This is a genomic window from Clostridium sp. KLE 1755 (genome assembly GCF_000466465.2).
Lineage (GTDB): Bacteria > Bacillota > Clostridia > Lachnospirales > Lachnospiraceae > Eisenbergiella > Eisenbergiella porci.
This window is the reverse complement of the sequence record NZ_KE992697.1, coordinates 48,033-60,828: the sequence shown is the minus strand read 5'-3', so window position 1 is coordinate 60,828 and position 12,796 is coordinate 48,033. Positions and strand designations below refer to the sequence as shown.

At 47.3% G+C, this 12,796-nt stretch carries 12 protein-coding genes and 1 other RNA gene; 2 read left to right on the top strand and 11 right to left on the bottom strand.

The genetic code is table 11. The annotated features are described in order from the left end of the window. Together HMPREF1548_RS11640 and HMPREF1548_RS11635 are read left to right on the top strand one after the other, a co-directional pair. A partial coding sequence (locus tag HMPREF1548_RS11640) for a ComEC/Rec2 family competence protein (RefSeq protein WP_021636309.1) occupies nt 1-1,016 on the top strand: 1,016 nt, incomplete at its 5' end. A gap of 35 nt (nt 1,017-1,051) precedes the next feature. Next, the gene (locus tag HMPREF1548_RS11635) at nt 1,052-1,264 is read left to right on the top strand and encodes a DUF3006 domain-containing protein (protein WP_035321892.1); all 213 of its coding nucleotides are present in this window, start codon (nt 1,052-1,054) and stop codon (nt 1,262-1,264) included. 129 nt (nt 1,265-1,393) lie between these two features. Here the strand turns inward: HMPREF1548_RS11635 and HMPREF1548_RS11630 are convergent, their stop codons facing one another. The 11 genes from HMPREF1548_RS11630 to HMPREF1548_RS11590 form a co-directional block, all read right to left on the bottom strand. Then, nucleotides 1,394-2,212: an alpha/beta fold hydrolase gene (locus HMPREF1548_RS11630; RefSeq protein ID WP_021636307.1), complete on the bottom strand. Its 819-nt coding sequence runs from the start codon at nt 2,210-2,212 to the stop codon at nt 1,394-1,396. Nucleotides 2,213-2,332: 120 nt separating this feature from the next. Then, complete coding sequence (locus tag HMPREF1548_RS11625) at nt 2,333-3,688, bottom strand: MATE family efflux transporter (RefSeq protein WP_021636306.1); 1,356 nt, start codon at nt 3,686-3,688, stop codon at nt 2,333-2,335. Between the two features lie 32 nt (nt 3,689-3,720). Next, complete coding sequence (locus tag HMPREF1548_RS29460) at nt 3,721-3,879, bottom strand: hypothetical protein (RefSeq protein WP_154466949.1); 159 nt, start codon at nt 3,877-3,879, stop codon at nt 3,721-3,723. A gap of 215 nt (nt 3,880-4,094) precedes the next feature. Next, nucleotides 4,095-4,439: a transfer-messenger RNA gene (gene ssrA / locus HMPREF1548_RS28920) on the bottom strand. A gap of 74 nt (nt 4,440-4,513) precedes the next feature. After that, the gene (gene smpB / locus HMPREF1548_RS11620; RefSeq protein WP_021636304.1) at nt 4,514-4,981 is read right to left on the bottom strand and encodes an SsrA-binding protein SmpB; all 468 of its coding nucleotides are present in this window, start codon (nt 4,979-4,981) and stop codon (nt 4,514-4,516) included. Next, nucleotides 4,947-7,124 carry a ribonuclease R gene (gene rnr, locus HMPREF1548_RS11615; protein ID WP_035321891.1) on the bottom strand — a complete coding sequence of 726 codons (2,178 nt, stop codon included), beginning with the start codon at nt 7,122-7,124 and terminating at the stop codon, nt 4,947-4,949. Before rnr ends, smpB begins: the two co-directional genes overlap by 35 nt. A 102-nt stretch (nt 7,125-7,226) precedes the next feature. Then, nucleotides 7,227-7,466, bottom strand: coding sequence for a preprotein translocase subunit SecG (gene secG / locus HMPREF1548_RS11610; RefSeq protein WP_021636302.1), 240 nt, complete (start codon nt 7,464-7,466; stop codon nt 7,227-7,229). Nucleotides 7,467-7,710: 244 nt separating this feature from the next. Next, entirely contained in the window at nt 7,711-9,516 is a 1,806-nt protein-coding gene (locus HMPREF1548_RS11605; protein WP_025490241.1) for a peptide ABC transporter substrate-binding protein, read from the bottom strand. A gap of 212 nt (nt 9,517-9,728) precedes the next feature. Next, a complete protein-coding gene (locus HMPREF1548_RS11600; protein ID WP_021636299.1) occupies nt 9,729-10,715 on the bottom strand; it encodes an ABC transporter ATP-binding protein in 987 nt (328 codons plus the stop codon). Further along, nucleotides 10,708-11,715: an ABC transporter ATP-binding protein gene (locus HMPREF1548_RS11595; protein WP_021636298.1), complete on the bottom strand. Its 1,008-nt coding sequence runs from the start codon at nt 11,713-11,715 to the stop codon at nt 10,708-10,710. The genes HMPREF1548_RS11600 and HMPREF1548_RS11595 overlap by 8 nt, the downstream gene beginning before the upstream one ends. 4 nt (nt 11,716-11,719) lie before the next feature. Next, entirely contained in the window at nt 11,720-12,772 is a 1,053-nt protein-coding gene (locus tag HMPREF1548_RS11590; RefSeq protein WP_035321890.1) for an ABC transporter permease subunit, read from the bottom strand. Between the last annotated feature and the right edge of the window lie 24 nt (nt 12,773-12,796).

The following is a 12,796-nucleotide window of genomic DNA, read 5'->3' as shown; positions in this document are numbered from 1 at the left end:
CAGCCCAGCCGGTTCCGGCGCCGGATGCTGCCGGGGTACTAAAAGTACATTTCATTGACGTGGGACAGGGAGATTCCATACTCATCCAGTCAGGAACGGAAAATATGCTGGTGGACGCCGGCACCAATGAAAGCGGTCCCACCGTCACCGCATATTTACAATCTCTGGGAGTTACAAAGCTATCCTATCTGATAGGAACACATCCCCATGAGGATCATATCGGCGGGATGGACGACGTTATCCGTGCATTTGACATCGGCACGGTCATCATGCCGGACGTATCCCATACAACGCGGACCTATGAGGATGTGCTGGATGCGCTTCTGGAAAAGGAGCTTCGGGTCACCAGACCAGAGCCGGGCGATACCTATTCTCTTGGGGAGGCTGATTTTACCATTCTCTCCCCTGCCGCAGACATTGCCGAACAGGCGGCAAAGGACGGTGATCTGAACAACCTGTCCGTTGGAATCCGGCTGGCCTTTGGCTCCAATGCCTTCGTTATGTGCGGCGATGCGGAGGCGCCTTCGGAAAAAGCCATGACGGAAAGCGGCCTTTCCCTGAAGGCCGACGTCCTGAAGCTGGGCCATCATGGCAGTTCCACTTCCACCTGCGATGAATTCCTCCAGGCGGTCAGCCCCTCCTGTGCAGTGATTTCCTGCGGAACAGACAACAGCTACGGCCATCCTCACAGGGAAACCATGGAAAAGCTGTCCGCCTCCGGCATCAGGGTATACCGTACGGATGAACAGGGAACGCTGATAGCCACTTCAGACGGGAGCCAAATCACATGGGAAACCGCCGCTTCCCCAGGCTCCGGGGAAGCTTTGCCGGGAACTATGCAGGAAGATGCTCCTAAGACGGCTACCTATGTACTGAATAAAAACAGCATGAAGTTCCACTACCCGGACTGCACCTCTGTTTTCCAGATGAAGGAAGCCAATAAAATTTACTATGAAGGAAGCAGGGAGGAAATAACCGGCATGGGCTATTCGCCCTGCAGTCAGTGCAATCCCTGATGTCCGCCCGGGTTACAGGGCTGAAAGGAGAATTTATGAGCTATATCATTGATCGTTTTGAAGGTGATAACGCAGTCTGTGAAAAGGAAGACCGCACCACCCTTCTTGTCCCCCGCAGCGAATTGCCGCCACAGTCCATGGAGGGCGACGTATTGGTGTATGAGGATGGCGTTTACCGAATAGACAGCGACGCAACACAGGAGCGGCGCAGAAGGATTGAAGAAAAAAGGAAAAGGCTGTTTGGCTGAAGCATGATAAAAAAGAAAAGGTTGTTTGGCTGAAGCATGACAGAGAAGGCAGGTATCCCGGAAAAGGATATCTGCCTTTTTTGCTTTCTCTATATATTTCATAAAACCTTGAAGTAAAAACGGTTGGTATCAGCACTTTCCTTCCACCGCCATCAAAAACAAATCGTTAAAACGTTCCAACTCATCATAAACGATACCGTGCCCGCTGTTTTCCAGCTCATACAGCTTAGAGCCCTGGATTGCCATGTGCTGATACTCCGCCAGCTGACTGGATACCACCACATCCTTTTTCCCATGGATGATCACAGTGGGGACCTCAACAGCCTTCAGATCATTTCTTCCATCCTCATCCCGCAGCGCAATGGCCGCCTGCACCGTACCGATCCCTGAAGCGGAAAGGGCTATATCCTCAAACCAGTTTTTCAAAGGCTCGGACTGGCAGCTTGCAAAAAGCTGTTCATGGCTGAATTTACAGGCCAGCCTGGGACGATCCGTACAGGCTTCCCTGATGAGCCCGTTCACATATTCCCTGGTCAGCCCGTAAGGAAATCCCTCTCTCCTGGTCCAGCTGGGCGCTGCGGCGGCAAGCAGAATCAGCCGCTCCACGCCGTATCCCTGGAATTCTCTCATATATCGGAGCACGATAGCCCCGCCCATGGAAAATCCGGCCAGCGTAAACCGGTTCAGTCGCAGCGCACACACCACTTTATAAATATCCTCCGCCATCTGGTCATAACAGTAGCCGCCTGCAGGCACATCGGAATTTCCAAAGCCTCTCAAATCCATGGTGATTACCCTGTAACCGCAGGAAATCAGCATCTCCAGCTGGTATTCATACATCAGATGGGACAGCGGCCAGCCATGAATCAGAAGCACCGTTTTCTTTCCCTTGGGGTTATAATCATAGACAGCAAGATTTATATCATCGGATGTCTTTACAAAATACATATTCCACCCATTTCCTGTTTTTGATATTATATGCGGTCTGTACTTATCCAGTGCTTTACCTGCGGCTGAAAAATCCGTTACGGCCGTTTGCCGCCGATTTTACAGAACGGCATTCTCCCATTATCCGGCCACCCTGTACTTCTCCAGATTGGTATGCCTGAAATAAAGAACAAGGCACAGGCTGCACAGAATCCAGCCAAAGGGATACCCCAGCGCTACCCAGATGATTGACTCGGTAATATGAGAAACGGAAAACAGATACACCTGCCGGAAAACAATGAAGCAGGACATCATGATCACCATGGGCGCCTTTGTATTTCCCACGCCTCTGAGCGTCCCCGCGTATATCTGATTGATACACAGCGCAAAATAGAACGGCATTTCAAGGCGGACAAACAACGTGCCATAGGACAGGACGTCCGGGCTCTGGTTAAATAGCCTCACAAGCGAGCCGGCGGCAAGCCACACCGGAATAATGATAACAAGGGCTATACCAAAACAAATCATAAGCCCCACCCTGGTACTCCGCTTCACTCTGTCAAGCTTTCTGGCGCCCAGATTCTGGCCTACAAAGGTGGTTACCCCCATCGAAATACTCTGAATGGGAAGCAGGCAGAATTTATCTATTTTCCCATAGGAGGACCAGCCTGCCATGGCAGCAGAACCAAAATGATTGATATAGGACTGGACAAATACATTGGAAAACGAAGTAACCGCCATCTGCAGCGCAGAAGGCAGACCGATTTGAAATATTTTACGAGTCATCACCGGATTGATTCTTACCTTCCGCCATATGACGCGGTAGCTTTCCGTTTCCCTGGACAGCGCGGCCATAATGAGTATGGCTGACGCGCCCTGAGAAATAATCGTTGCCCAGGCGACTCCGGCTACTCCAAGGCCAAGGTAGGCTACAAAGAAAAGATCCAGCCCGATATTAAGCAGGGCTGAAAAAATAAGGAAATAGAGTGGCCGCCTGGAATCGCCCACCGCACGCAGAATCCCAGCCCCCATATTATAAAAAAGCAGTCCCATGCTTCCGGCAAAATAAATCTTGAGATAAACCGCCGACTGATCAAACACATCCTTCGGAGTCCCCATCATATGAAGAAACGCCGGCACAAGAAGAATAGCGCAAACTGTGCAGATCAGACTCATCAGAAAGGTGAGCGCTATTGTTGTATGTACGGCGTCATGCACGCCCTTTTCATTTTTCTCGCCAAAATACTGGGATATAATAATCCCCGAACCGGTCGCCAGTCCGGAAAAAAATCCGATAAAGGTATTTATGATGCTGTCCGTTGTACCTACCGCCGCAAGTGCTTCTTTTCCCACAAAATTGCCGACCACAATACTGTCTACCGTATTGTAAAGCTGCTGAAAAATATTCCCCAGCATCAGGGGAAGTGCAAACAGAAGAATGTTTTTCCAGATAGCGCCCTCTGTCATAAGCGTATCTTTTTTTCTTGTTGCTGCCATAAAGCTTCTGTGAGCCTCCTGTCATGTCTTCCTTAGAGATTGAGCTCCTCCAGATGATATGTCCCGTCAATTATTATATTTTCTTTATTTTGCTCTATAAAAAGCTCCATCTCATCGAAGGATTCAAAGAATTCATTTTCGTCTTCCATTTTTGTCATGTCAAAGCAGCTGAGTAAGTATTCCTTGTGCATATTGTTCCCTCCCCATGAAGCCTGTTGCTTCATTTATGTACGTTTTCCGTTCTGTTATACTATAAAATAGAGTAGAAAACCTAAGTCTTCTACTCCATAGCCCCAAAATAATAATAAATTGAATTTGCAGGAAAGCCTGGACAATTCCAGGTATTACCTTTGGTATTACCTTTTTAAAATCGCATCCAAAAAAAGCCCCATTTTATCAGTGTTTTTAATGGAGTAGACGGGAGTCGAACCCGTGTCCAAAAGCCCATTCCCTGTCCTTCTACTATCATAGTCAATTCTTAGACATTCCCTCCATTAACCGGAAATTGACATCCGGTTAACTTCAGTAGCTTCATAATACGTCCACAGGCTCAAAGCTTTGCCTGTGCCGTTTCCTACAAAGTCGATGCCTGAGTCTTAAAGTGTAGGTGCTCTAAGTCAGACAACACAGCATTAAGCTGCTGCGTAAGCTAAAGTATTGTCTTCAGCGTTTGTATTTAGGTTTGGATTTAACGCATTCCTGCGGATAGCTTCTCCAGCTGCAAGACCCCTGTCGAAACCTTGACTACCCCTTATTCAATTAAAAACTTTTGGTACCGTTAGTATACACACCTTTTCTGCTCTTGTCAAGGCGCACCGGCGGGAATCAATAAAGATTCTTCACCTTGAATTCCCTCTCCGTATCCCTTCTGGCATCCTTTTTAGCAATATCCTGCCGCTTATCATACATTTTCTTGCCTCGGCAAAGGCCTATTTCAATTTTAGCCCTTCCGTCCCTGAAATATACCTGGAGCGGCATTAAAGTGTAACCTTTTTCCGCCACCTTTCCAGTCAGCTTCATAATTTCCGCCTTATGCATGAGCAGCTTTCTCACCCGGAGCGGATCCTTATTAAAAATATTTCCTTTTTCATACGGGCTGACATGCATTCCATTTATGAATACTTCGCCCTTATCTACGGTGATAAATGCCTCCTTGATGCTGCATTTACCCATACGGAGTGATTTTACCTCCGTTCCGTGCAGCACCAGGCCAGCTTCATATTTCTCTTCCACGAAATAATCATGAAAAACTTTTTTATTATTGGCAACCAGTTTCTGTGCTTCCTTCGCCATCGTCAATCCCCTCTTCTTCATGCGGCAGGACAAAATCTATAGTCCGTGTAAACCTGTCCGCAAATTTCACTTTTACTTTCAGCTTTTCTCCCAGCTTATATGCTTTCCCGGTCTGGGTTCCCCGCATCTCGCAGGCGGCTTCATCATAATAGTAATAATCCCCGGGCAGCATGGATACATGAACCAGGCCCTCCACGGTATTAGGCAGCTCCACATAGAGTCCCCAGGCCGTCACACCTGAAATCACGCCTTCATAAATCTCTCCCACATGCTGTTCCATATATTCTGTTTTCTTCAGTTTGTCAGTTTCACGTTCGGCTTCATCCGCCCTCCGTTCCAGCTGGCTTGACTGCTTTGCCACCTGGGGAAGAATCTGCTGATAGTGTGCCGTTCTGTCCTCATCCAGCCTCCCGCGAAGCTGTTCCTTAATGATGCGGTGAATCTGCAAATCGGGATAGCGCCGTATGGGAGATGTAAAATGACAGTAATACTGGCTCGCCAGTCCAAAATGGCCCGTGCATTCCGTTGTATACTTCGCCTGCTTCATGCTGCGCAGCGTCAGCCTGCTGATCAGCGCCTCCTCCGGTGTCCCTTCCACCTTATCCAGGAGCTTCTGCAGTTCCTTCGGGTGTATCTCTTCCTGCCCCGTCTTCATGGTATAACCGAAATTATTGATAAAAAGGCTGAGACGGTGCACCTTTTCCGGATCCGGATTATCATGGGTCCGGTAAACAAACGGCGTCTGAAGCCAGTAAAAGTGCTGTGCTACCGTCTCATTGGCCAGCAGCATAAAATCTTCAATCAGCTTAGTAGCCGTATTCCGTTCATAAGGCTTTATCTCCAGCGGATGTCCGGATTGATCCAGGATTATTTTACTTTCGGGGAACTCAAAATCAATTGCTCCTCTGCGGCGGCGCCTCTCTCTGATTACAGAAGACAAATAAGCCATATCCCGGAACATAGGGACAAATTCTTCATAAGCGGCACATTCCTCCGGGTCTTCCTTTTCAAGAATTTTTGCAACACTTGTGTAGGTCATCCGGCGGTCCACACGGATAACGCTTTCAGCTATACGGTAATCCACCACTTCCCCTTTATGGTTTACCGTCATAAGGCAGCTCAAAGCAAGGCGGTCCTCTCCTTCATTCAGCGAACAGATACCATTGGACAGTGCATGCGGGAGCATGGGGATTACCCTGTCCACAAGATACACGCTGGTGCCTCTTTTTAAGGCTTCTCTGTCCAATGCGGAATTTTCCTGCACATAGTTGGAAACATCTGCGATGTGGACGCCCAGGCAATAATTCTCTCCATCCCTCTCCAGGCTTACTGCATCATCCAGATCCTTGGCATCTTCACCATCAATGGTTACCATAGTCAACTCCCGCAGATCAAGCCTTCCGGCCCGGTCTGCTTCCGTAACCTCAGTACCGCTGCGCTGCGCCTGGTTCATCACCTTCTCCGGAAAACCTTCCGGAAGATCAAAGCTTCTTACAATGGACATAATATCCACGCCGGGATCATTGATGTGGCCAAGTATTTCAACCACTTTTCCCTCCGGGCTTTTCCGGCGGCTTCCGCCATAATCAGTGATTTCCACAACGACTTTCGAACCGCTCACAGCCCCTTTGGAACGTTCCTGGGATACAAAGATGTCCGAAGGCAGCTTACTGTTATCAGGAATGACGAATCCAAAGCTGCGGCTCTTCTGATAGGTTCCAACAACATGGGACATGCCCCTTGCTATAATGCGGCATACTTCCGCTTCCTGTCTCTGTCCATGCTGTCCGGGAAGCAGGCGTACTTCTACCGTATCCAAATGATACGCACCGTTAACACAATCCTCAGGGACATAAAGGTCTTCTTCCCGTCCGTCTATCTGCACAAACCCGAATCCCTTCTGATGACTGGTAAAAACCCCCGTCAAAAGCTGCTGTTCAGGTTTAGAATATCTTCCTCTTTTATTAATTTGAATTTTCCCTTCTGAAAGGAGCTCCTGCAGGATCCTTTTGAATTCGGGACGATCCTCCGGCTCTACCAGCATGATGCAGGCAAGTTCCTTTTCACGCATAGGGACATAGCTGGGGTCTTCCATCAGGCCCAGCACCTTAAGTTTTCTGGCTTCTGTTTTATTTTCTGTCATAACTCCTCTGTTTCTGTAATGCAGCGCAGTTTTCCCCTGGAAAGCCTGCGCAGACCGGAAAAAAATAAGCACCCCTGTTTGCATACAAGAGTGCTTTGGTAGTTAAAATTTGGATATATTCAGAATTGCTGCAATAACAATAAAGGAGATTGCAAGGTACTTGGTAATCTTTACTAAAGTTCCTTCCATGGAACGTCCCTTGTTCTTTCCCCAATATGTCTCTGCCGCACCGCTGATAGCTCCCAGACCGGCCGCTTTGCCTTCCTGCATCAGTACCAAAACTGTCAATGCAATACAAATTATTATAAAAAGCACTGTTAATATTATTCTCAGAACTGCCATTTCTACACCTCCTAATGCCAAGCAATTGTTAGTTTACCACATCAGACGGATATTTACAATATATAAAATAAAATAATTCAAAAATGCTGTACATGCCGTAACAGGCCAGACAGGTCTGAACTGTTACTACACGCCGGTTACTGTGAAGGAACTGAACAGTTAAAAAAAGAACCTGTACGCCGCACACAGCGCACAGGCCCTTTAATTATTCAATCACATATCCAGAAAGTGGTAATCTATATGATTATCTACCAAACTGCATATCGTTGTTACCGGAATCGGTTTCCCACATTTCCAGCATGTTGATCGGGTCATTGTAGTCTGCCAGCCAGCCTTCACGACAGAAGTCGAACTGTCCCTGCTTTCTTTCATCAAGGAATACGGACCACTCACGAGTCTCAACAGTCACATTAACACCGATAGCTGCAAGATCCTGCTGAATAGCTTCACCAATCTTTACGTTACCTTCGGAATCGTTGGTAAGGTATGTCATGTTGATAGGAGTTTCAGGGGACAGCATGCCGTTTTCATCAAATACATATCCAGCGCTTTCAAGAAGAGCCTGAGCTTCTTCAATATTAGCGTCTGTCAGTTCAGGGTCATAATAACCAACTTTATCTTCTACAGGATAGGTATAAGCATCATCATTCATTCTGAATTCACCACCGTTACCATTAGACATTCCGGTAGGGATGAAGGTATTGGCGATTTCCTGATCAGCCTGGGCAATTGTATCAACAATATACTGACGGTCGATTAACAGGCTCAGAGCTTTTCTCATATCAGCTGCCTGCTGAATGGTCTTGCCCTTGAACAGATCACTGTTAACATTGAATCCGCAGTAGTAGGTTCCCAGAGTAGGAATCTTGTGGAATTCAGGTGTATCCTTTACAGTTGCCATCATATCTGTTGCGATAGTATCTGAGAACTGCAGGGAACCATCCTTGAATGCATTGTAAATAGCTGTATCATCGCTGCTGAGCATGAATTCAACTTTTTCAAGAGAAACCTTGTCAGCTGCATAGTAGTTAGGGTTCTTCTCATAAGTCATGGATTCATTGTGCTTCCATCCTGTACAAACCATCGGGCCAGAGGATACGAAGCCAGCTTCTGTACACCATGCTCCCGGGTTCTCAGCATATCCTTCAGCGCTTTCGATGTTAGCCTGAGGAACAGGATAGAATGCAGGGAATGCACACAGGTCAAGGAAATATGCACAAGGAGCTACAAGGTTAACGGTAAAGGTCTTGCCGTCTTCAGAAGCAGCAACATCCAGAGTTCCGTCATCTTTGGTCTTAATAACGGTGGTCAGGTATGCATAGTCAGCTCCCGTATCAGGATTAGCAAGTCTCTGCCAGCTGTATTCAACATCTTTGGCAGTCAGCTCTGTGCCATCGGACCATTTCAGACCGTCCTTCATAGTGAAGGTATAGGTCAGGCCATCTTCAGACATCTCATATGTATCTACAAGATCGGGTGTAAGCTGTCCATTCTCATCATACATGAACAATCCGGAGAAAGCCAGGATTGCAAGACATGCACCGTCTACTGTGGAGTTCAGAGCCGGATCCAGTTTGTTGGGTTCAGATGCAATCTGAAGTGCCAGCGTATTGGTAGGTGTGGTTGCAAATCCAAAATACTTGAAACCAAACAGGTTAGCATAGATACCTTCTACATCAGTCTTCTGAAGATAAACATCATTATAATAGTAAAGCGGAATAACAGCCCATGTGCTCATCAGCTCGTCTTCTGCTTCATGCATAAGCGCTTCACGCTTCTCCAGATCTGTTTCCAGTCTGATTGCAGCGATTCTTTCATCATACTGCTCCCAAGCAGGTGCTGCTTCGCTGGACGGGCCATGTGCGGTCGTTCCTGCTTCTTCTGCTACGGTGGATTCTTCTGCTGCTGTTGTTTCAGCTGAAGATTCTGCGGTGGTTTCTGCTGTAGTTGCAGGGGTATCACCGGTAGATGCGTTATTGGAACCACATCCGGCCAGGGTACTTACAACCATGGAAGCAGCCAGCGCTAATGCCAGATACTTTTTCTTCATAATCATTTCCTCCCATGAATAATAATAGATACGATTTATTATACAACGTCCTTTTCAAAAAAGAAAGAACAAATTGTATCAAAATTTGAAAAACAGGATAAATATTGCAGAAAAAAGGCGGTTTAGGCCAAAAAAATGCGGTTATCAGCCCTTCTTACAATATTTATGCTTACAGCGGGATACGGCAAAGCAGCCGTTCCCGCTGTTATTGCTTATTTATTCCAGCACGCAACCTGATGTCCGTCGCCTCTGTCTGTCAGGGGAGGACATTCCTTTGCACACTGCTCTGTTGCGTACTTACAGCGAGTGCGGAATGCACATCCGCTGGGCATATGCAGCGGGCTTGGCACATCTCCCTCCAGCACGATACGATGCCTTTCCCTTGCCATTTTCGGATCAGGATAAGGCACTGCGCTTAAAAGCGACTGGGTATAAGGATGGATCGGATTCTCGTTGAGTTCGTTGGAATCCGCAATCTCCACGATTCTTCCCAGATACATAACTGCAATTCTGTCTGAAATATGATGCACTACCAACAGGTCGTGGGCGATAAACAGATATGCAACGCCCAGCTTCTCCTGCAGTTCTTCAAACATATTAATAACCTGCGCCTGAATGGAAACGTCAAGCGCACTGACCGCTTCATCACAGACAATGAATTTGGGATCCGTTGCCAGCGCCCTTGCAATACCGATACGCTGGCGCTGTCCGCCCGAGAACTCATGGGCATAACGGGTAGCATGCTCCGCATTCAGTCCGACCAGTTCCATCAGGTTGATGATTTTGTCACGGCGTTCTCCCCGGGAGGTATAGAGCTTGTGTACATCCAGAGGCTCTCCGATAATATCCTCTACCGTCATACGGGGATTCAGGGATGAGTAGGGATCCTGGAATACCATCTGCATTTCTTTTCTCATATGCCTGACGGTGGAACCATCCACTTTTTCCCCGTTATAAAATACTTCTCCGCCGGTGGGCGTATACAGTCTTAAAAGAGAACGTCCTACCGTCGTCTTGCCGCAGCCGGATTCACCTACCATTCCCAGTGTTTCACCGGGTTTGATGGCAAAGGATACGCCATCCACCGCTTTTAAGGGAATAGTTTTCATGAAACCGACTTTTATGGGAAAATACTGTTTGAGATCCTTGACCTCAACCAGATATTCGCTTTTATTCGTTGTTTTTGCTTCTTTACTCATGTTTTCTGCCTCCTTGCTCCGCCTCCATTGCGGCCTTTACATTCAGCCAGCAGGATGCGTAATGTCCGTCAGGCATCTGCATTTCCTGGGGAACCTCCTCAATACAGATCTTCATGGCATTTTCACAGCGGGGGCAGAAAGCACAGCCCTTGGGCATATTCAGCAGGTTAATGGGAGTACCCGGAATCGGGATCAGCTTTTCACCGATTCTGTCCACGTTCGGGATGGAACGCAGAAGCCCCTTCGTATATTCATGACAAGGGCGATAGAAAATATCTTCTGCCGTACCTCTTTCACACACACGTCCGCCGTACAAAACGATAATTTCATCGCACATATCTGCAATAACACCCAGATCATGGGTTACCATGATAATCGCCATTCCCAGCTTCTTCTGCAGTTCCTGCATCAGTTCCAGTATCTGCGCCTGAATGGTAACATCCAGAGCAGTAGTCGGTTCATCAGCGATCAGGATATCCGGTTCACATGCCAGCGCCATGGCGATCATGACACGCTGACGCATACCGCCGGAAAGTTCGTAAGGATACTGCTTTACACGCTTTTCAGGTTCATTCACGCCCACAAGGGTGAGCATTTCCACGGCACGCGCTTCCGCCTCTTTGCCTTTTCTGTCCGTATGAAGCTCAATCGCTTCCCGAAGCTGGTTGCCCACGGTGAATACGGGATTCAGGCTGGTCATGGGATCCTGGAAAATAATGGAGCAACATTTTCCGCGGAACTCCCTCATCTTCTTTTCTGAAAATTTAGTTACATCTTCTCCTTTATAGAGCACCTGGCCGCCCTTAATGCTGCCGTTGCTCTCAAGGATGCGCATAATTGAATATGCCGTAACGGATTTCCCGGATCCGGATTCTCCTACAATACCCAGGATTTTCCCTTTGTCAAGATTAAAAGAAATACCGTTTACAGCCATTACCTCCCCATTATCAGTTGTAAAGGAGGTACGAAGATCTTTTACCGAAAGTATATTATCACTCATTTTATTATCTCCTTAATCTCGGGTCAAATGCATCACGCAGACCATCACCCAGCAGGTTGAAAGCCAGGGTAATCAGACAGATAAGCAAGGACGGGAAAATCAGCTTGTAAGGATATACGCTGATACCCGCTCTAGCCGCATTGGCCAGGGAACCAAGAGAAGGCATGGGAGCCTGAACGCCCAGACCGATAAAGCTCAGGAAGGACTCCGTAAAAATTGCGGACGGAATCTGCAGGGCTGCGGAAATAATGATAACACTGATGCAGTTGGGCAGGATATGCTTGCGGATAATTCTGCCTGATTTTGCTCCGCTGACCTTGGCTGCCAGAACATATTCATTCTGTTTGATTGTCAGGATCTGCCCGCGTACAAGTCTTGCCATACCTGTCCAGTACAGAAGTCCGAATACAATAAACAAGGAAATCATATTCGTACCTATCTTCTGCAGCGCCGGGAACTGATCCACATTCAGCACCTCACGGAGTACGACTGAAAGCAATACTACCATCAGCATATCCGGAAGGGAATATATAATATCTACAATACGCATCATAATAAGGTCGGTCTTGCCGCCGAAATAACCGGAAATACTTCCGTACAACACGCCTATTATCAGAACAATAATCGCGGCAAACACACCTACCGTCAGTGAAACCCTGGTACCATAAACAACACGTACAAAGTAGTCACGGCCCATTTCATCGGTACCCATAATATGAGGGAACACCTTTCCGCCTTCTGCGATATAGGCCTGTTCCTTATCAGAATACTGGAAAGGCGCCATATTGGAAGCGGTCTTGTCACGTTTGCCATTTACGGAAATGATCTGGGAATAAGAATACGGCACTACATGTGGTACAATCAGAATCATTGCAACGATAAGCAAAAGGACGATAATACTGCCTACCGCAAGGGGATTCCTCATCAATTTACGCATGCCGTCACGGAAGAAGGAAACGGATTCGCTCATGACATCCTGCTGCTTCTTCTCTTCCTCTGTAGCTTTCTCAAATTTCTTTAAATCTATCTGTAAGCTCAAAGGAGACTTTTTCGGCATTTCATCTATATTTTTTACTTTATC